This is a genomic window from Enterobacter sp. Acro-832, from assembly GCF_011752745.1.
Taxonomy (GTDB): domain Bacteria; phylum Pseudomonadota; class Gammaproteobacteria; order Enterobacterales; family Enterobacteriaceae; genus Enterobacter; species Enterobacter quasiroggenkampii.
Genome location: NZ_VWWX01000004.1, coordinates 334,493 through 356,637, shown reverse-complemented (window position 1 = coordinate 356,637; position 22,145 = coordinate 334,493). Strand labels below are relative to the sequence as shown.

Annotated in this window: 11 protein-coding genes and 1 tRNA gene; all 12 read left to right on the top strand. The window is 49.6% G+C overall.

The window, feature by feature from the left end; all coding sequences use genetic code 11:
• The first annotated feature begins 102 nt into the window (after positions 1-102).
• The 12 genes from F3J31_RS16455 (at position 103) to dpdD (ending at position 22,130) form a co-directional block, all read left to right on the top strand.
• Positions 103-187 (top strand) — tRNA-Leu (locus F3J31_RS16455).
• A 680-nt stretch (positions 188-867) separates the two neighbouring features.
• Positions 868-1,824 carry a hypothetical protein gene (locus F3J31_RS16450; RefSeq protein ID WP_023295835.1) on the top strand — a complete coding sequence of 319 codons (957 nt, stop codon included), beginning with the start codon at positions 868-870 and terminating at the stop codon, positions 1,822-1,824.
• 73 nt (positions 1,825-1,897) lie between these two features.
• Entirely contained in the window at positions 1,898-3,148 is a 1,251-nt protein-coding gene (gene dpdA, locus F3J31_RS16445) for a tRNA-guanine transglycosylase DpdA (protein ID WP_032682229.1), read from the top strand.
• Entirely contained in the window at positions 3,145-4,272 is a 1,128-nt protein-coding gene (gene dbpB / locus F3J31_RS16440) for a DGQHR domain-containing protein DpdB (RefSeq protein ID WP_167214185.1), read from the top strand. Before dpdA ends, dbpB begins: the two co-directional genes overlap by 4 nt.
• Before the next feature lie 310 nt (positions 4,273-4,582).
• Entirely contained in the window at positions 4,583-7,645 is a 3,063-nt protein-coding gene (gene dpdE / locus F3J31_RS16435; protein WP_167214182.1) for a protein DpdE, read from the top strand.
• Between the two features lie 3 nt (positions 7,646-7,648).
• The gene (gene dpdF / locus F3J31_RS16430) at positions 7,649-10,129 is read left to right on the top strand and encodes a protein DpdF (protein ID WP_167214179.1); all 2,481 of its coding nucleotides are present in this window, start codon (positions 7,649-7,651) and stop codon (positions 10,127-10,129) included.
• Complete coding sequence (dpdG, locus tag F3J31_RS16425) at positions 10,116-11,018, top strand: protein DpdG (protein WP_167214177.1); 903 nt, start codon at positions 10,116-10,118, stop codon at positions 11,016-11,018. The genes dpdF and dpdG overlap by 14 nt, the downstream gene beginning before the upstream one ends.
• Positions 11,015-14,152 (top strand): protein DpdH, encoded by a 3,138-nt coding sequence (dpdH, locus tag F3J31_RS16420; RefSeq protein ID WP_240152770.1) that lies wholly within the window; start codon positions 11,015-11,017, stop codon positions 14,150-14,152. The genes dpdG and dpdH overlap by 4 nt, the downstream gene beginning before the upstream one ends.
• Entirely contained in the window at positions 14,139-14,882 is a 744-nt protein-coding gene (gene dpdI / locus F3J31_RS16415) for a protein DpdI (protein WP_167214174.1), read from the top strand. Before dpdH ends, dpdI begins: the two co-directional genes overlap by 14 nt.
• The gene (dpdJ, locus tag F3J31_RS16410) at positions 14,879-19,417 is read left to right on the top strand and encodes a protein DpdJ (RefSeq protein ID WP_167214172.1); all 4,539 of its coding nucleotides are present in this window, start codon (positions 14,879-14,881) and stop codon (positions 19,415-19,417) included. Before dpdI ends, dpdJ begins: the two co-directional genes overlap by 4 nt.
• Positions 19,414-19,959 carry a phospholipase D-like domain-containing protein DpdK gene (dpdK, locus tag F3J31_RS16405; protein WP_032175793.1) on the top strand — a complete coding sequence of 182 codons (546 nt, stop codon included), beginning with the start codon at positions 19,414-19,416 and terminating at the stop codon, positions 19,957-19,959. The genes dpdJ and dpdK overlap by 4 nt, the downstream gene beginning before the upstream one ends.
• Complete coding sequence (gene dpdD, locus F3J31_RS16400) at positions 19,959-22,130, top strand: protein DpdD (RefSeq protein WP_167214171.1); 2,172 nt, start codon at positions 19,959-19,961, stop codon at positions 22,128-22,130. Before dpdK ends, dpdD begins: the two co-directional genes overlap by 1 nt.
• Positions 22,131-22,145 lie beyond the last annotated feature (15 nt).

Here is a 22,145-nt window from a genome sequence, read left to right as displayed (position 1 = left end):
GGGCGCTGGTTTTTTGGGCACTTAGCGCGGGTTTAGCGCGTCGTTGCTTGCATGGCGGCGCGCGACAGGTATAATCCACAACGTTTCCGCATCCCCTTCAGTGCCGAAGTGGCGAAATCGGTAGACGCAGTTGATTCAAAATCAACCGTAGAAATACGTGCCGGTTCGAGTCCGGCCTTCGGCACCAAAAGATGCAAATCAAAGTCGCTTAAGGGCGGCTTTTTTTGTGTTTGAAATCCAGTTACTACAAGCTTTAGTATTTCTTTGTCTTTGAAAAATAATACAATTTTATTCGAGGGTAGATGAATCCAATTGAGTGGGTTGCGTATAACCTTAAAGTTATTCTTTTGAAGATGAGTCAATCGATTTGAGAGTTCTTCCTGAATGCATGTTGTTTGAGAAAAATTAGTCTGATTGCCCTTATCATCAATCTTCAGTGTGTTTGGTAAACAAAACAAGAATCGATAATGTATTCTTGAATAGTTTCCAATTGTTTTTTATAAATAGATCAGGCTTCCTTTTAAGAGATGCACTATGAAGACTTTCGATACCCAACTTGCTATGAGCATTGTTTCGCATTCGACTGGCGGATTTAGCTATGACACCCTTGCCAGGGCATTGATTTCAATGGATAAAAGTGAAGACTCTACAAAATTGCTTGAGACTTGTAGAGCTTTTTGCCTTTCATTGGAAGAGAAAGGGATTTTGAGACGATGCCAGAAATGCACTAACTCACAAGATGAGTACTTTGAGTATGTCGCTCACTAACAATAACCAACCCAAAAAATCACGGTGAGTAGCAATTCGTTTCTTGCAACATCCCTTTTTCTGAGGTAGCTTTGGCTGCACAGTTTCAGGAGAGCGATTGTGAGTAACATCAATTTAATAACAACTTGCACAAATGGTAAAAACAGTGATGGCAAGGCTATATTGAGTTTAGCCCAGTATACCTCTGGGCAGACCCCTTCAAATGTATTGGTGAACTCTTGGTGTAATGCTTTAAATGAATCCCTAAAAACATCTGCTACAGTATGCGCAGTAGATCTGTATAAGGGGGGGCACTGGGCTACTGCTAAAGAAATATTAAAATCCTATCATATTGATTTATGGGTTGTTTCTGCTGGTCTTGGCCTGCTTCACTATACTGATCAAGTCGTACCCTATAAAGCAACATTTGCGATTGGGTACGATGAATCAATACCGCTATACTCTCGTGAATATGTAGGGAAATCTTTCCATAGAACATGGTGGAAAGAATTAACAGAGAGATCTCCATTCATTTCTGAGCATCCTTCATCAATTAAAAATTTGATGAAAAAAAACAAGGATCACTATTATATTATTTGTGGTTCTCCTGATTATATCAATGCCATTGAATTAGATATCATTAATGGTCTTGAGTATCTGGTTGATTCTAAAAAGCAATTGCTAATTATTACATCAAAGGTAATTAACGACAGGCTGATGAGTTATTTATTTAAAACTAACCATGATATGGCTCAATGGTTAAAGTGCAATATGCTCATGCTAAATGTTAGTATGGCAAAGCATATTATTCGTGAGTTTACTGAAAGAGGCTTAGATAATTTAAGTGATTTTTCTCAGAGGTTATCAACAGAATTAAACGAATTGCCTGCGCGAGAAGTAAAAAAAGGAATTAGGCGTAGTTCTGAAGAAGTTGAGTTGTACATTTTGAAAATTTTGCAACATCAACCAAGTATCAGTGCAACACAGGCCCTGCGCGAGTTTCGTGACTCAGGGAATTCATTCGAGGAAAAGCGGTTCCGTGTGATTTTCAAGGGTTTGACGGGTAGTAAAGCTTGATGCCACTGGTCAGGTTTTCATGATAGAATCTTCCGTTTTTTGAGGCTTTGCAGTGGCGTCACAGGAGAGTAAGTTGTCGAAGCTTAAATATTTTTTCCCGGATAGTCAGGATTTTATCGATCCTAGTTTCGACTTCTTCCATGAAACGCGAAACGAACATCGCGTTCGCCAGCGTGACGATCATTATCCACATGAGGTATTTTCTCGGCCTTATGACGGCATGCTGGTTTCGAAAGCAGTAGTTGACGGCCTTGGCAGTGGAGAAAGTAAATATACGCGAGCCCAGCGCTTACGCTACTTCCGTAATGGCATGAAGCACTTCTTCCGCTTGCCGGAAAGTATGGAAACTATGGGTGATTGCGGAGCCTTCACCTATGTTAACCAAGATGTGCCGCCATACCGAGTGGAAGAGGTCATTGAATTCTACGAAACCTCCCGATTTAACCATGGTGTTTCTCTTGATCATATTGTTTTTGGCTATGAGAAACCTGGTGAGATATTCAGTGGAGAAGTGTTGGCTGAATGTCGTCGACGTCAGGATATCACGCTGACCTTGGCTCAAGAGTTTTTAAACAAGTCTCAAAAGTCCTGTTTCACCGCCTTTGGCGTTGCACATGGATGGAGCAAAACCTCCTACCGTCAGTCAGTAGAGGCTCTGCTGGCCATGGGATACAAAAATATCACCATGGGGGGGATGGTGCCGTTGAAAACGGCGCAGATCCTTGAGACTCTCGAAGAGATTAAGCCACTGCTGAAAAGTGATACACGTGTTCACTTGTTAGGTATTGCTCGTCCAGAGAGTTTCGCCGACTTTATCAAGTTTGGTGTGACCAGTATTGACTCGACTACACCGCTTCAGCAGGCCTTCAAAGATCGAAAAAACAACTATCATACGCCTGATGGCCCGGCCTATACCGCTGTGCGAGTCCCTCAGTTTGATGCGAATCCAAGTTTAAGCCGCAAAATAAAATCTGGTGTGATCGATCAGGATATTGCTCGGCATCTGGAAAAGGATGCCATGAATGCCCTGTTCGAATACGATAAAGGGGCTTTGTCCCTTGAGAAAACTCTTGAGGCAGTACTGGCTTATGAACGCCTGCATTCAGGTGAAAAAGAGGCCGATAAAATCCGTGCGGATTATGAACGCACACTGGGTGAACGTCCCTGGAAACAGTGCCAATGCAATATTTGCCAGGCTATCGGTATCAACGTCATCATTTTCCGCGGAGCAGAACGTAACCGTCGCCGCGGTTTCCATAATATTCAGGTGTTGTACAACCGTTTACAGCACACATTGTCATTACGCTCAGAGGAACTGTCATGAGTGAATATCGTGTTCCCGCCCTGCGAATCCGACAGGGTGAGGAGAGGCAACTCTATAGCCTTGCGATAGAAGGTAAACAGATCAGCAAAATTGCAGCGATTTCGCGTATTCGTCGCGGCGAAGAGAATTTGGTTGGCTATCAGCGTCCAGAAGTACGTAACCATATTCGCGAAATTCAGCGCTATATTGAGAGCTCAAACCCGATGATACCAAACCCGGTGATTATCGCTTTTGATAAGCGTGTGCGTTTTGAACCACTTACAGATAATGGCGACATGGGGCATCTGGTAATACCTTTTTCCGAAGATAAGGATTTTGAGAAGCCAGGATTTATAGTGGATGGTCAACAACGTACCGCTGCTTTGCGGGATGCGGAAATAGACTCGTTTATGATGCCGGTATCTGCATTTATCGCTAATGATGCAGAAGAACAGCGTGAACAGTTCATGCTGGTTAACTCCACAAAACCGTTGCCCAAAACGTTGTTATACGAACTGGCACCGCATACCCACGGTCGTTTGCCATCCGATCTGCAAATGCGTAAGTTTCCTTCACTGCTGACTCAACGACTGAACTTCGGCGAAGGTTCACTTGCAGGGCGTATCAAAACGGCGACCAATCCTGATGGGGTTATTGCTGACAACTCGATGATCAAAATGATCGATGCCAGTCTTCGCGAGGGAGCATTGTATCGCTTCCGTGACCCGGCGACAGGGTTGGGGGATGAAGTGAAGATGGTGAAACTGCTGAATAACTTCTGGTCGGCTGTGGAAACTGTGTTTACTGATGACTGGGATAAAAAGCCTCGCTATTCCCGCTTGTTACATGGCGTTGGTATTCTTGCGCTTGGCAGCTTGATGGATGAAATCGATCAGGTCCATCAGGACTATAAAGGTGAACCAGGCTGGACTGAGATCCCTTCCTACACTCGTTTTGTCGAAGAGCTAAACCGAATAAAGCCGCTTTGTGCATGGAGCAGTGGCGTGTGGAACTTCGGCACAGATATTGATGGTCAGCCTATCGTCCGTAAATGGAACGAACTGCAAAATCTTTCAAAAGATATATCTTTGGTTACTGACTATTTGGTAACCAGCTATATAAAAACCGTAAACGAAGATATTTAATTCATAAGTTAAATTAAGAGCCCTTTATTGTTAACATAGGGCTCTTAAATTATTAATGAAATAATTTCAATCCGTGATTAGTTTGATGATTCATCAGTTTTTCATGGCAATGCATAAACAACACCCCCTATGCATGGTTGATTTTATTGCTTTTTTGTTATGTGAACTTCATCACACCTTTTAAGCCATCTTGCTGACGTCAATTGTCAGTTAGAATTGATCCCTCTTATCTTTCAAGTGTATTATTTTTTCATTATGGAATACGATTTCTCTTAATCGTAGTAATCATTCCCTTCAAAGTTGAAAAAAAATGACTACACAACCCGGTACATTATCAGAAGGTGACTTGGTTACTTCTCCTTTGTTTAGCGGGATTGCTAAAATTCTGCGTTTGCACTCAACTGAAAAAGCTGAAATCGCGTGGTTTGTCTCTCCCTTGGAATCAGAGGTCAATCGCCAGACGGCAGAGGTTCGTACGCTGGTTCCGGCAACACTTTATGAAGAAAGCACCGTCTACTTTCTCTCGACGGAAAGTGGGCTTTGGTGCCGAGGACGCTATGGTGGGCCAAGGCCAGGAAATAAGCATCTGCTGATTATCCGTTCTGGCCAAGACGCAGTTGTGGACCTGGCAGACATATTTTATCCCAACTATGGGCAGGGCTTAGTAATGAACCCTGCCCATTTTCTTGCTGCCCGTTCAAACGATGCTCCGTTTTTTTACCCTCTGCGCGAGCGATTTGTCAGCGCGTGGATTAAGCAGCGTGCAGCATGCCGATCGATATCTTCGTTGATCAGCAGTCGCGTTGAGGTCGAGCCTCATCAGATTGCTGTTGTTCGTCGAATTCTTCAAGACCAGAACCCTAAATACCTCCTGGCAGACGAAGTGGGGTTAGGTAAAACCATTGAAGCTGGGTTGGTCATCCGCGAGCATATTCTGGAATTTAATCGCGACGCTAGGGTTTTGGTAGTCGTACCGCAGGCGTTAAAAGGCCAGTGGAGTGAGGAGTTGATCGGACGCTTTGCATTAGGTGAAGTGATGATTGGAGGAGGGCGAACGCGGCAAATCCGGCTTTGCAACCATGATGAGATTACCGACTCCTTGATGAAAACATGGGGGCCGACGTTGATTGTGGTGGACGAAGCTCACCAACTCGCACGTCACGCTTGGGCTGAAAACGTTGCTAAACGGGCTCAATATACCGCGTTGACAACACTTTGCCATCAAACGGGCATTGTGTTGTTACTCTCAGGGACGCCGATGCATGGTAACGAACTGAACTTTCTTGCGATGTTGCATTGTATCAGTGAAGAAGCCTGGCCACTGGACCCGGCAGGTTGTGAGCATTTTCTCCAACGCGTGGCAGAGCGTGAGAGCCTTGGCGGGATCTATACCGCGCTCCAGCCTGAAAACGACAACGGTATTATCGAAAGCTGTCTTGAGGAGTTGTCTGAGAAGTTTCCTGATGATGAGGAACTTCAGGGTTTAATTAATGAGGTGCGGCCGCTTGTTGATTTTATCGCCGATGAAGAAGGCGAAGAGCGTAGCGAGAAAATTTTGGCGCTTCGCAATTGGTTAGGTGAGCATTACCGTCTGTTTCATCGGCTGTTACGTAACCGCCGCGAAGATCCTTCTCTTGCCTGGCTTTTCCCTGGGTTAGCGGGGCTGAATATCGCGCACTGGTCCGTCAAGCCTGAAGATGTCACCTTAGACGAACTTCTTGAGGACTGGCGTTCTAGTGCCAAAAATTCTCCTGAGAAGCATCGCCATATCACCAGGGAGAATCTGAGCGATTGGGTGGATGCGCTATTCACCAGTCCCCTGACATTTTCACGTCGAGCACGCTTAGCGCTGGAACAGGGACCCGCTAGCATAGATGAACAAAATTACCTTGAACAAGCGCAGGCAATTGCGAAGCAAGAGCAACGCCAAAAAGACGAGCAATTGATGAGCGCCCTCAACGCATGGTTTGCGAATCACAAAGAAGGGAAAGCGGTCATATTCTGTAGTGAAGAAGCGGAATCCGCTCATCTTTTCACAAAGCTGGATCTACAGTCCACCTGGAAAATCGTCCGCCACGCGCCGGATAAGTATGCGCTTAACAACCACTGGCAGGTGCTGATATGCGACAGGCGTGGGGAGGATGGCCTTAATCTTCATGGGAAAAATCGTCTGGCCGTTCATTACAGCCTAAGTCGCGATTTCAACCGTTTTGAGCAACGTCTTGGGCGCTTCAACCGCTACTCAGGCAACTTAAGGGGCATCAAACCGGTAGAAAGCCTCGTCATCCTGCCTGGAAGAGACGGCCTGTCATCGGAGTGGACCAGGCTTTTAGATAAGGGCATTAACCTGTTCAGACAAAGCGTAGCCAGCCTGCAGTTTGTGTTGGATGAGCAAATAGAGGCTATGTGGCGGCGTTATTTTGAGGGCGGTCTTGCCGTCATCAGTACTACCATCGATGCCCTGGGGGGAGAAAAAGGGTTCGTAGCCGTTGAGCGTAAAAAAGTGTTTGAGCAGGAGAACCTGCTTTCTATGGAGCAAGAGGTCATTGCTTCACAGGCATTTTCTGAGGCATTGCTGGAGTCGGAAGATGATGCGGAACAGCGTGCTCTGGACATGCTGCAATGGATCACCAAAGCACTCCAGTTTAATCAACAAAATGAGCAAGATAAAACCGGGTTCAGGTTACGCTTTGAACGAGATGAATATAAGGGGCGCACGCTCGTTGATGTGCAAACTTTCATCGACAACTGTTTGCTTGGACTGGATTTTTCAGAGGGCTATCCTCCTTCTACAGCAATCATGACCCTCTCGCGTACCCAGGCTAGTTTGCACAAAAATACTTATCCTCTCCGCTACGGGCAACCTTTCGTGGATACCGTCTGGCAACTTATGCAGAGTGATCCTCGCGGTACGACGATGGCGATCCTACGCATGATGAAAACGATTAAACTCCCGTCGCCACAGTTTTATTTCCATTTTCAATGGTTAAGCAGCGCTAGCCTGGATGGCGATAATAAGCTGGTAGCTCAACGTCAGGGAGATGAGCGTTTTGCCCCGCGGCTGGAAACCTTCTGGCTCGATGCTAATGGTCGCGAAGTTGATGAAAAAATTATCGCTGTTTTGGAAAAACCGTACGATAAAAAAGGGACTGTGCTCTACGAAGATATGAACCTGCGAACCGATGTATGGCCACAGATGACGCGTTGGTTTGATCCCGAAGCCTGGAAAAATACGGTGCTGGAGTTAACAGAAAAAGCGAAGCAGCGTCAGCAAATTCGCTACCCTTCGAGTGACGTATTGCCTATTGGGCACCAGTTGATGGCGGTGAAGGCGATAATTTTGTGCAGCAAAGAGACTTTCCAGATGGAGTAAAGAATGGAATTCCAATGGAGGCAACTCCGTGAGCTACTCGCGATGGACGAGTGTCAGGACAATAATTTTGTAATCCATCAGGATGACGGTCAGTTTTTCTATCGTCTCTGGCGATGTCTGAACGATGCAGGCGCGGGGATCTCAGACCGATTACATGGCTATTATGACGCTTTACAATGTGCCCGAGTTCATGGGCTTCTGCCGTTGCGCCTGCCGCTCAAAGAGCGCATCTTATCAGAGGATTTACTGCGTGCTGGCCTACGGCGCAGCCGGGATTATCCTGGTGAGGTTCTGTTAGACGAGAACGCATTACAGATCGCGCCAGAGTTATTGGCAGTGTGGCGAAAGGAGAAAAGACGTCTGCTCCAGACCCCGCCGCTGGATACGTTGTTACCGATTCTGTTGAATGACACTAAATACACTCATTACACATCTGTTGGGCAGCAGCTTGCTGTACGCACGGTGTTGACGAGTGATAAAGACCGTTTTTTGTTTATTAACCTGCCAACGGGGGCTGGTAAGACGTTCATTATCCATTCTCTGATGCTGGCAACTCCCGCAAATCAACTGACACTGGTGATTGTTCCGACTATCAGCCTTGCTATTGAGCAGGCTCAGCGCGCTCAGTCCATGTTACTGCAGGCAAACGCCGACCATGGTGGCGAATACACTTGGCACTCTGGGCAAACACCAGAGGCACGCGAGGCGATTAAGGCCCGTATAAAAGCCGGTAAACAAAGGTTACTGTTTTGTTCACCGGAGGCGGCATCCAGTGGTTCGCTGCTGTTGCTTCTATTTTCACTGGCCAAGCGGAAAATGATTGGCGCCCTGGTCGTGGACGAAGCCCATCTTATCGATCAATGGGGTGCGGAATTCCGGCCGGAATTCCAACTGCTTGCGCCGTTGGTAAAATCATTGGTGGAAGTGAGTAAGGCGAGCATTCGCACGGTACTTCTTTCCGCGACGTGGAGTCAGGCAACGCTCAATACCCTTAAAGAGCTCTTTGCCGGTGATAACCCTCAGGCGATCGTTGAAGTTAACGGCAGTTTCCTGCGACCAGAGCCTATGTGGTACGTCAGCAAAGCGGACGATCGTGAAGATCATCGTCGGCAGGTGGAAGATGCGATTTCAAAGCTACCGCGGCCGTTGATCCTTTACGTTACGACGGTCGAGGACGCCATCGACTGGCACCAGTATTTGCTCAAAGCCGGCTATAAGCGCTGCGGATTGGTCCACGGTAAAGTATCTCCACGCCAGAGAGAAAAGCAGATAGCCGACTGGGCTGAGGATAACGTTGATATCATGGTTGCGACCTCTGCATTTGGCGTCGGGATGGATAAAAACAACGTACGCGCGGTGCTGCATGTTACCGTCCCGGAAAACATCGACCGTCTCTATCAGGAGAGCGGACGTGGAGGGCGTGACGGCTATGCTTCAGTAGCACAACTCATTTATAGGGACGATCAGATCTCTTTGGCTCGTCACCTTAACCGCGATAACCTTATCGGTGCAAAAAAAGGGTTTCTACGTTGGCAAAAAATGCATCAGAACCGGGAATCGGAATCACCCGGTTATTTCTCAGTTTATCTGGATACCAAGCACGACAGCATCAAAATTGATTCTCGTGCTAATGTCGCGTGGAACTGGCGCACACTCCTCATGCTCCAACGTGCCGGCTTCTTGAGTCTGCATTTCGCTGCACCGGATCTCGAACAGTTTGCCTCAGATAATGTGGACGATGTGAAGGTAGAACAGTACTTTAACCATTATTTCAGCCATATTGGCGTCAAACTCCATCATGAAGGTCATCTTGATGTGCAGGAGTGGAATGGCACGTTAAAAGAATTGCGTTCCAGAGAGTTGCGTGCCCGGCAAAAAGGGTTTCAGGTGCTTGAAGATTGGTTGAATCATCAGGAAAATCCGCTATGTAGTGTCCTTGAATCGTTCTACACGCTTGATGGTTACGCCCCAGAACTGGCTTGTGGTGGTTGCCCAGGTTGTCGCTCTCAGGCGTTGTCAGCATATACGCCTACGCTGGGCTTGAATGCATATTTGATTTCTGGCGAAGAACGAGAGCGCATCGGTAGCGATATGCGTATTTATTACCCTCCGGCCCGATCCTCCGCTTTGCTGCTTCGCCAGTGGATCGACTGGATCGCACGTTTGCTAGTCACACGTGAGATTCAGGCCATCCGCGCAAGCTCGACCGTACTATCCCAATTAAGCCAACAACTTTATAAGAGCGTGCCATTCTGGTGCGCGCTTTCACATGACGATCCCTCGACAAACTGGAATGAACTGGTACTTGTCCTGCCCGGAGAGAGCCTGCCAGAACTTGACCCGTTTAGTGATATCAAACGAATCATTGTGGCCCCAGAGACGCTCCCTGAAAAAAACGTTCGGGGAAGGCTATGGTGGGAGAGTGATCCCAGAGCTCGTACGCTGGACCAATTTATAAGGAGTTTAAGCAGTGGCAATCATTAATAACGCCCATCCGGGTAGCCAGATTCGCTTGATCTGCACAATTGATAGGGTCCTCAATCGCCGTGGAGGAAAACCGATTTTGCATGAAGATTTGGTTGAACTGCTGCGTCCCCAGGCGCTGCCGCAATCCGATATTGGTGCGGAGCGTTTTCGGAAGAACCTGGATTTCTGGTTGGAAGAAGGGCTATGGCAGCAGACTGAGGCGGGTATTTCCCGACATACTCCACTCGCGAATGAGCGCAATCTGCCGAGCCGCGTATTACGCACATTGATAACAAACGAGCCAAAAGAGTCATTGCTGGAAGGCACCCGTGGACAGCCTTTCCTACTCAGTATCACCGCGTTGCTTGCGCAGGATAATTTTGCCTTCATCGGCAAAAGCACGCTGACAAAAGAGAGTGTCACGGGAGGCGTTGGACCGCTGCTCAAGGATTCGAACAACGAAGGCGTACATCGCCAGATCAACTTATCAAATGAAGCGACAACGTTCCTTGAATTTGCTTTTTTCCTCGGTTTTGTTGAGCCATTTATGGATGGATATCTGGTTGATCCGACGCGAGCTATTGAGGGCGTACTGGACCGTGTGCTGGAGAACCACAGCAACCTCCCCGCAATTGACTTCATATCCCGGCTTGCAGAAGTCTTACCGATGATCGATGGTGGAAGCTATCGTCTGCAGGTTGAACCAATGATTACGGCAGATAACTGGACACCGAAAGAACCATTACATTTGAGCGCCTCTCTGAGTCAGGCGCTGGTGCGTCTTGAGCTGGCACTGAAGATAAAGTTTGAGATTAGGGCTGATGATCATCAGGCGCTATTGTTAACCGGGCCGGACGGTAATACCCAACGGATAAGCGCCATTAGCCCTGGGGAGCTTTTAAAATGAAAATGCTGGAATATTGGCCGTCTTTACCGAACATCAGACAGTGCATTCGTACCGAGGCGGAAGAGCTTTCGGACCATACGCTGCTGGCCGTTCATGAGCCAGCCCGAATCTTACGAATGAATACCGACGGCAGTCCGTTGGCGTATGAAACGGAAGAGCAGTTGCTAAAACACTTTCTGGAAGTGCAGCGCCCACTGCCAATCATAGGCAACACAGGGGTAGGGAAGTCCCATATTATCCGTTGGCTGGATGCGAACCTGCGCCTGCGCCCTGAATTTAAAAATAAACAGTGGCATATTGTCCGTATACCCAAAAGTGCAAGCCTACGGGAAGTACTTGAGCTTTTACTGGAAGGGCTTGAGGGCGAAATTTTTGATGAAGCGCGTGAGGACATCAACAAGGTCAGCGATAAACGCTCACCCAAAGAGATCGCTGAATGGCTTTTGATGTTGATGGGGCAAGAGCTTCGCGATCTTCATGCGCGTTCAAGCGCTGATTATGAGCAGCTTAAGCAGGAAGCGGCGGAAGCAAGCCCGGAGCAGCAGAATGCACTGCGCAAGAAGTCCTCTGAGTTAAAGAAAATCAATATTCATGCCGCAGAAAATGCCCTGCCGACGCTGATCAACGACGCTTATTTCAAACAGTTCTTACTAAAGGAAGAACAGTGCCTGTTCCGTTTCGCCAGCCGTCTAATCAGTGGCGCAAACAGCGATGAACTTGAAGAGGGTGAACAGCAACTTAAAGCCAGCGATCTTGATTTCCAAATACACCTAAGTGATCTGAGCCTTCCGACGCGTTCGTATATCAGTCGGACGCGACTCAATACGCATGAACCTGGTCGGCAGGAAGCCGCTGATATTCTGAACCTGGTGCTCGGTAAAGCATCACAAACCCTTTTTAATCAGCTCTTTAATTTCCGGGGGCGCAGCTTTTCCGATCTATTTCTACAGATTCGAAAAGCATTGCATGAACGGGGAATGACCCTGATGGTGCTGGTGGAAGATATGTCTCTGATCACCGCTATTGAAGATGTGCTTATCGACAGCCTGGAGCGTGAGGGGACGCGCGATGGTGAAGAAGTGCTTTGTCCGGTGTGCTCGGCCTTTGCGACGACTGAAGGTTATCAGGGATATAACCGTCGTCGCCAGGGGATGCGTGACCGTGCGAAAGGTGAATGGCGGATCGAAGAGGTTGTAGGTGAGCGTTCAGAGACGCGGCAGCGGATTGTCGACTTTTGCAGTCGCTATATCAATGCCGCGCGTTTTGGGGATAAGTCTCTGCTCGAGTTCTGGAAAAAACGTACCAGCGATACGAACTGGGTGCCAAACTGGGATCAGCATGCTGAAGCCATTGAGGGTATTGATGCTTTTGGCTACAGCTCTCTGGGCTATGCGCTTTTTCCCTTTAATGAACGCGCAATTCATGCGCTGGCGGATGTTCACTGTGGCGATGGTAATAAGGGCATAAAATTTAATCCCAGAATCATCCTTAACAAAATCCTGTTAAACATCTTGTTCAACTATCGGGTTATGGCACAAGAAGGACGGTTTCCGCCTCCGCAACTTGATGGCATTACCGCACCTCATGGGCTGCGAACCTGGCTGAGTCGAAAAACGTTGGCGGAGCAGGACCGCTCTGAAACCGTCGCGGCTATTTGGGGATATCCGGCAGACAATGGTCCCGCCCTTGCTACCGCATTGCCTCCTGCGGTTGTGCGCTGCTTTGGCCTCAATGATTTGGCAAACGAACTCGCGTCGACTGAGAAAGGCGCGATCAACCCCGGTAATGCTGCAACGGTTGGACGAAAAATCGAGCCTGTCAGTGCGAAAACGGTGAAGCCCAACCCTGTTCCGCAAGAATCGGTTGAGCCTGTTGATCCCCTCGAAGCACGTGTTTACAAGATGGAGGCAAGCGTTTCCGACTGGATACTGAAAGATGTATTACTCGATCAGGATACGGCGAAATATATCCGTAACTCGCTGGCAATGATTTATGACCAGCACGCCAATGCTGACTGGTATGGTGCGAAGTCTAAGCCCGATATTCGCAGTGGGAATTTCGTTAACATTAATGTCCCAAATGCGCACGGTAACAGGCTGAAACAGGTAGTGAATTTTGTCTCCGAGGCGGAGTATAAGAAACGGTCAGTCTGGATAACTGAGGTATCGCTGGCCCTTGCACGTTTCGGGCTCTATATGGACAAAAAAAATGGCCCGGACTGGACTTATTCGAAAGCTGCAGAAGATTATCTGGTTATACAGTCCTTTGCTGACCGTTGGGTGCCCTACGCTCTCACCGAACTCCTGCGCAGCAAGCGTGAAAATCAGGGGATGATACTGACTGAACATCTGCAGTTGGCCCGGGCCCTTGGCATTATCAAACCGAATGCGACCTCCAAAGAGGTGCTGAATCAATTGCTAATGAACAAAGAGGCATTGATCGGCCAACATAAATCTGCCGCCACAGAGAGCATTGCCAAAGTACGCTCTGATGCTCTTGATAAGTGGGAGGAGGTGAAGTCGAAATGGCTAAATCTCTATGCCCCAAACGATCATGCACTGGAAGGCGATATTGTGCAGAAAATGGTGCTGGAGGCCCTGAAACAACCAGCAGACAGCAGGATAGAGCAGGCGGCGAACAGAACGGTAAGAGAGATTGCGTCAACGCTGACCGAGGTCACGTATTTCTCCGATTGCGAAAACAGTGAGGCATTCGCTCAACTTATCGAGGATGCCGTATCGTTGTTGGAAGAGTTACGTGAAGAAGGTGACTATCCGGTTAATGCTGAGGTGGACTGCAGTACGCTGCAAGCAGAACTAAGTGCTTTAAAAGAAGGTGGCACGTGGGCAATGATCCTCAAATTACGAAGCATTACGCAGAAAGAAGAACCACTTGCTTTGTGGCAGTTGCTTTGCGATTTAGATGGAAAATTACTCAAGCGTTTTACAGATACTCTGCAGCGGTGGCAAAAGATTTGTAAGCAAACCTTGAGTGCGATTACGGGGTACAACCAGGATAAAGGTGGTCACCGAATCAGTGAGTGTCGCGCGCAAATTGACAGAGTCCTGATGGAGATGATGCAGGATCTTCAGATCCTCAAAGAGAATGCAGGAGGTAGCGATGAACACGCTTAAGCAGCAACTCATCCAACTTCGCAAGGATTTTCAACTGAAGAAGCAGGTGAAACAAGAAGATAATGTTTACGAAAAGTACCGGCAAATTCGCGACGATTTGCACAACGTTGCTTCATCTTTAAAGGAGACGGCAACTCAGCTTCATGTCATTTCTCAACTGCCTTCACCGTTGTCGCAAATCACTCTTGATGCCCATGAAAAAGCGGCGATTTATGACGCTGAAACAGCTCTGAAAGAATTTGCAGAAAAATTCCAGCATATGGCCGATGAGGCTCAGCAAAAAGGGGGATTAGGCGAGATGCTCGATGCGCTGATGTCCGTCCAATCGAAATTTGCAGATAAAATTGATAGCAACTGGCAGACATTCATCCACGATCTTGAAAGCCAACAGATGCTGGAAACGGTCTTCCTTGAACAGCAAAAGACGTTAGGATTCAATAACACCTATAACGACTACCGAAAGGCACTAGATGGCTTCAATCATCAGAAAATGATGGGGCCCGCTAATTCCATTGTGATTAAAAAACTACAGCAGTACTGTGATGAAATGGTCGAGTTAAAAGGCAAAATGGATTTTAAAGCGCCAGCCTGCGTCCTTGATTTTTTCCAGGCGCTCAATAATAGCAATCGCGCACCGTTGACTTTGCTGACGCCTGAAGTCCTAAGCTGGCTGACGGAAAAAGAAATGCTGAACTCATTCAATGTGATGCGCAAAGGTTTACTGGGATGAGTGAAATCACTACTGCTGTGCTGCATCACGTCCTTGACGCTCTTGAAGCAGAGGAAAATGCATTGCTGGTGTGGGGAGACACAGGTGGCTTCTTCAGTGAAGAAGAGTTACTGACTCACATCAGAAGAGAGTTGGGCGTTGTTTTTAAACGCACTCCGACCGATGAGGAATGTGATAATACACAATTGGCGATGCTAGACGCCGCCATGCTGATCCAAGTGCCGCACCTCAGCGGCATGCCTGTCTGGCGAACCCGAATGGGGGAGACGGTCCATCTCTTGCGTAACTTGCGCCAGTGGATGCATGGGCAAAAGCTGGACCAGAGCAAAACGCTGGTATCGGACTATCGCTTTATTCGCCGGCCGCGCACTTATCCCGATCGCATTTACGAACCGAGCACGCTGATTACTGGCTGGAAAAAGCAGCTGAAATTAAGCGAACGCGTTTGTGACATTATGCGCCAAGCGCTGGCGTCAGATAAGTCCTTCCTGCTGGCGGGTTTTCAGGTGCGATCTACCGAACGCATTATGCAGTGCTGGCAGGATCACAAGGTGAAAAGCGACACGGCCAGCGGAACCATTATTTGTGCCGGTACCGGTAGCGGTAAAACGCTGTCGTTTTACCTGCCTGCGCTGACCCGTCTTGCCGAGGAGATTTGCAGCAACCCTGAGCGCAAGGTGCGTATCCTCGCTATCTATCCGCGAAAAGAACTGCTAAAGGACCAGTTTGCTGAAACTTTTTCACAGTGCCGCAAGCTTGACGACTATATGCTAACGGCGGCCGGACGAAAAATTCGAATCGGCGCCTTTTTTGGCGATACGCCAGTGAAAGCGGAATGGTCGAGGAAAGACGTTAAGGGTAAGGTTGGGCTGCCGTTCGGGTTGATGAAATGCCAGCATCCCCACCCGCATCATCCTAAGCAAGCGTGCGGAGGGGCATTGATTTGGCGTCGTGAGGACATATTTGACGCGCGAGAGGTGCTCACCTGTACGCAGTGCCAGCATCAATTGGATCAGAGTGAAATCATGATCACCCGTGATGCGCAGCAAAATCGCGGCGATGCTCCTGATATTCTATTTACCACAACGGAGATGCTGAATCTCCAGTTGAACTCCACCTGGAGTAATCATCTGTTTGGCGTCGGAGAGGGCTATGGCCCGACGCTGGTCCTGCTTGATGAGGTCCATACCTACAGCGGAACCACCGGCGCTCAAACTGCGCTGTTGCTACGGCGCTGGATGCAGCGCACCGATTGCCTGCCTCATTTTGTTGGCCTGTCGGCAACGCTTGCCGACGCGCGGCACTTCTTTGCCAAACTGGTGGGCGCACCTGAAGAGCAGGTTGCGCTGATCTACCCCTACGCGGAAGATATGATCGAAGAGGGGGCTGAGTACCTGCTGGCGCTGCGAGGCGATCCTGTCTCTGAAACGGCATTACTCTCCACCACCATCCAGGCCAGTATGCTGATGGCGCGCATGTTGGATAGTGAAGCGAATAAGTCGAAAGGCACGTGGGGTAAGAAAACCTTCATCTTCACCGACACTCTTGATGGTAACAACCGTCTGTACCATGACCTCAGCGATGCCGAAGGCTGGGTCACGGGGCCAGGGGCGTCGCGCATTGATCACCCACCGTTGGCCGTATTACGCAGCCCCTTTGATGATACTGCACCTGAGCGGTCTAAAACCGAACTGGGGCAGAACTGGAAGGCGGCTATGGAGATTGGTCACGACCTCGCGCAAAACAAATCTATTTCCCGAACGTCGAGCCAGGATGCTGGTGTTGATGTATCAGCGGATGTCGTGGTCGCTACCTCTTCGCTCGAGGTGGGATATAACGACCCGCTGGTCGGTGCTGTTGTTCAGCATAAAGCGCCTAACGATGTCGCCTCTTATTTACAGCGTAAAGGTCGTGCCGGACGTCCACGGGGCATGCGTCCTTGGATGCTGGTAGTGCTTTCCGAGTTTGGCCGCGATCGCGTCGAGTTCCAGCGTTATGAAGGGCTGATGAGCCCGGAGATCAAACGTCAGGGCCTCCCGCTGGGCAACCAGCACGTGCAGAAAATGCAGGCAGCTATGGCGACCCTCGACTGGATCAGCAAAGTCGGGCAGTTCAAAGACCTCTGGGGCATGTTGAAAAAAGTTGAACATAATCAGCTGAAATATGACCGAATGTATGGCCCGCTTATCAAGCTGATTGAGGAGGTTCTGAGCGGCGGCAGACGGCTGAACGAGTTGACGCGCTACCTTCAGGACGCCCTGCAATTATCTGACGACGCGGTGCAGAATATCCTCTGGAGCCCGCCGCGCTCGGTCATGTTTGAGTTTCTCCCAACCATACTACGTAACCTCAGAACTCGCTGGTCGATTAACGGCGTGGAGTGGGCCGGACTGCGCCCGAATCAGCCGAATGGCGAGGGCGAACAGCACCGGAGCAATTCGCCCGCCCCGGAATACATCCCGCAGAACCTGTTTAGCGAGCTGAATTTGCCGGAACTGGACATTCGCCTGAAGCGTGGATTTGACGATGAAGACCACTGGGAAACTCTCTCTTTCTGGCAGGGAATACGTGAATTTGCGCCTGGGCGACTCTCTAAACGCTATGCCGTCAAATCGAACAAAAGTACCGACTGGCTGGTGCCACAATCCTACGAGCCGATGGCAGGGGAAGGGCAGCAATTCGTTGATTTCCAGATAAGCGATGCGTTCGGTGATAGCTGGCAAAACGAGTGTGAAGTTGACTATCAGGGAAAAACCATCAAGGTTGTTAAACCGTCGAAGGTCATGACCACCCGGGCCGACATTCGCCGTATAAATGATAAAAGTAATGCGCAACTGCAATGGGTACTCAACGTCATTAACCCCGCTATTGCTACGCCAGACGAGGTGCCGAAGGGACCCTGGAAGCACACGCTGAGTGATGTCACGTTCTACAACCACCAGCATATGACTCCGCTGGAACTGGTCCGCTTTTCTACCGGATCGCAGGCGTCGCTTCGGTTCAGGAATAAGGAGCGGGCTCACGTTGATTTCACCTGGGTTAATGGCGAGGAACAGGTTGGCGTAGGAAGTCGTCAATGGGTGGATGCAATGCGCCTGCGTTTTAACCTCACCTGTGATGATGTGCTTGTTCTGCTGCATCAGGAAGAAATTCAGCGAGGCATGCGCCCCGTTTATTTTCAACATCTTGTAAGACAGTCGCCGGAATTTGAATTTGACAGCTTCAACGCGGACTGGGCCATTGAATGTTTTATGGCTCAGCTTGCGGAGACACTGGCAAACGGCGCTCACTCCTCGGTTGAGTCGGCATTACGAGAAATGGCCTCCGAAACAGGGGTAGAAAGGCTGGCAGAGATCCCGGCCAGCCTGTTCCAGCCGGATACCGACAATGAAGCAGGCACTGACCAGGCGCTACAGATTGGCCTCAACAAACTTCTTCAGCGACCGGAAATACAGCAACTGCTGCTGAACTGCGCGCAGGCGCTCTGGAAACCCCTGGCTGAAATCGACGGTTTTGTTGAATGGGCACGCCAGGTATTAGCGGATACCTTGGCTGCGGGTGTGCAGCAAACGCTAAGCACGCTGCTTCCAGACGTTGATGAGCGGGCGGTGGTGACAGACTCCTTTTGGATGAGCGATCCCGACAAGGGCGCAGAATGGCTGGAGATCTGGCTCTGTGAAATGGAGTCTGGCGGTAGCGGTATTCTGATTCGTTTACAGCAGAAGTGGGCAGAAGATCCTGTCTCCTTCCTCAATGTGCTGGTGCGTAATCTTTCAGCCAGCGACTACGAGCAGATCGATTACGATCTGCGAACTGTGTTGCAGATGCTGCAAACGGATGAGGCGCTTCGTATGGCGATCTCAGCCGTACGTGAAGCCAGCAACATGGACGCCCGGCGGGAGGCTAACAAGAATCTGCATTTGCGGCTTTCACAGCGCGGTCTGCGCCTTTCCCACAGCTTTACCACGGTGCTGTACTCGCGGATTCTGCGGGCGGGCAGCAGCGATGACACAGACACCCAGCTTTATCAGTTACTGTCGGACTGGTCGTCGCTTGAAGTGAGCGCGGGTATTGAGTTCAGTATGAACACCATGGCGCACGCGCTGGCGGTGAACGCGCTTAGTGTGGAAACCGATGCTTCCGTCGTGTTTAACGCGCAGTGCCGGAACCAAAACCTGCTCTGGCCGCGTGGCTACACGATCCGCCAGGCTGAGCTCGGCTTTTACAATATGTTTTGCTCGCGCAAAGTCACAACCGAGCGTCTGCTTGCTGGCGCGTTATTTAGCGAACAAATCGAAAAGATCGCTCTTGACGATGACTGGCTTGGGCATTTGCATGCGGCGCTGCGTAAAGGCGGTCGTGCGGAGCTGATCCTCACTCGGCAGCAGCGAAATCAATTACATCAGGTCATTACCACCGTGCAAATTGAACCCATCGATCATTTGGGACTGCTGCTGTATCCGCGTCTCGGTGAAGTCCGCCGTGAGCAGGATTTGCTCATATTGCGTATTGAACTGGCGGAGGCGATGCAATGATCGGACGAGCAAAACAGCGGCAGATTTTTTTACATGGCTCCGCAGGGCAACGGCAGTTGCGAGAAGTCCTCAGCGCCCAGCTTGTTGCTCTGATTATGCAGCCAGAGCCAATCTGGCTGGTTTCGCCGTGGGTGAGTAACTTCCCACTACTGGACAATCGCTCAGGCCATTGGGACAGCATTGATCCTGCATGGGGAGGCCGGGAGATGGATTTCATTGAACTGCTAGCCTGTGCGGCGAATAACGGTGCGCCGCTTTCGCTGGTGACCCGCGACGACCCTATGAACCGTATCTTTGTAAAAGCATTGGAAAAGCGCCTGAGCAGCTTTGCGAATTTTCGTCTGGAATGGCGTAACCAGCTGCATACAAAAGGTTTTTTGACGCCTAACGTCTTCCTGAAGGGCTCTATGAATTTTACCCGGAGCGGCGTCAATCGAAATGAAGAATTTGTAGAACTGAACTGCGATTCGCATATGATCGGTGAAGCGATGGCCGAATTTGAAAGTCAGTATCTTTTTAGTGGATCACAGGAAGCGTTCTGATGTGTGCAGATTGGCTGAAAAACTTTTACGCTGAAGATAAACATCTGGATTATGACAGGGCGATGCAGGGCGGTTATAGCATCCAACAAATGAACTCGCTGATTCAGCGGGCCGCTGCGCAACGGATGCCCTGCATCGTTCCTTCTACGCGAACGGGAAAAACGGTGTTTTATGCTCTGGCAGAGAATGCGAGAAGCCTGGACGAATTACGGCGCATTTTGACCGCGGCGCTGGGTTCCGCCGACACTAATCCGGATATCAGATCCCTCTATCACACTAACGATCCAGGGGAACAGTTGCTTCTGGATAAATCTCCGGACGGAATTCTGACCTTCGACTTTTTACCGGTGCCGGATGGATCGCCGCAACAGGTAAAAGAGTGGCAGGTAGCGCGAATGAAGCGGGTATACGCCATGCTGCAATTGTTGATGGATCTTTATCGTCAACGACCCATTTTACATTCGCTAGTCAGTCGGCAAACCGGACGGATTCTCAGGGATTTCTACACGGCATGCCACGCGCGCGACGGCAAGATTGCAGAACAGTATCTGGAAGAGTTACGCGGTAATCAGGCACTGTCTTCTCTTAATCTCCTGTTTCTTGAACTACAGGGGATGGCGGCTTCGGCAAGATGGGGCGAGATTCTCAACCATCCTCGGCTGGAAGTATTGTTGCGCGGTCGTGTGCCGGAGCGTATCCAGCGCCTGTTGTTGCGATCCTCTGGCCATTTAATGCTTAACGCCATCCGCGATGCGCATTTCCCACTGGACAGGCGTGATGACGCCAGGCGACTGGTACTGGGCTTATTGCCGCTGTACAAGCATAAGCCCCGCTTTGCTCATCAGGCGAGTTTCCGGCCTGACTGGCAACTGTGGACCATGGGGGCCGCGCTGCTGGGGATCGACGAATGGCAAACGGCGACGCCTCTGTTAGAAACTGACTGGATACAGCAGGTCGAGGGGTGGGCGACAGGTGCAAGTTCGCTGCCAGCACCGGTAGAAGCGGAAGAACAGGTGCTGATCCAGGCTCCTGTTATCATGCTGATAAACCTTGAAAATGCTACCGATTTGTTACTCGAAACCCTACTGGCGGACGCTGAGCGCGAAAGTGAGATATACGCGCAACTGGCGGCGATGCCTGAAGCAACACGACAGGCATTGGAAAAAATACCCAAACTATGGGAGACGTGGCAGGCGCTGAAAAATCGCTGCGAACCGCAGGACTATGGCTGGAGTCGTTGGCTTGAAGATTTACAACAGGCTACGGAATCTGAACGGTTTGAATCACTGCGCCAGCAGGCGACTGTTCATTACATGGACTGGACACCGTCAACCTTCAGCGAAACGCAGTGGCAGGCGTTGCTTGAGCAGCAGTCCAACGCCCAGTTGAGTAAAGTTTTACGAGACGTACTGCCAACCCTTCTGAACTGGCTGGAAGAATATGACGTTCAGGTATCTGCCTCCTTGTGGCCGGACTGGCTTATGCTGCTGGCTGTTGAGGATATTCGCTCAGAGGAGGATGTGCGTCTCGGTGGGATGATTCTGGATAAATTTCTTTCTGGTACCTTCAACCACCAGGAATATGCGTCCGCAATTGAATCGGTAGCAATGCTGTGTTCTGAAAACCTGTCGGTAAGAACCTTATGCTACTCGATTGATATTGCTGAACTTCTTTATGATAAGATCTCCGCTGACGACGCCGCCAGATTAGGTTTCTGGGTCACGTTGCAGGAGTTGCTCAAGCAGCGCTGGGAGCGTCTGGATGTCAGTATGCAACTTTCCGCGCGCATGGTGGAAAGACTCTATCTCGGCGAACATGCCGGACACGCTTTCCCGGCAGAGGACAATACGCCGGGCGTAGCGTCTTCGCTTCATCGCGATCTCGACGGTAAAACGTTGGCAATATACAGCCTGATGGAAGGTGCGGCGAGACGCGGAAAAGAGGCTCTACTTAAGTTATATCCTGGGTTGAATGTGGAACTCAATCACGATCACGTAGCTACTCCGGCGCTGATAAATCTGGCGGAAAAAGCTGACTACTTTATCTTCGCCAGCGGTAGCTCAAAGCATCAGGCGTTCTATACCGTGACTGATTATCGCAAAGAGATAATCTATCCCTCCGGTAAAGGGGCGTCGAGTATGATCGCAGCCTTCGTCAGTGCGCTGGATTGAGTAAAAAAGGGATAG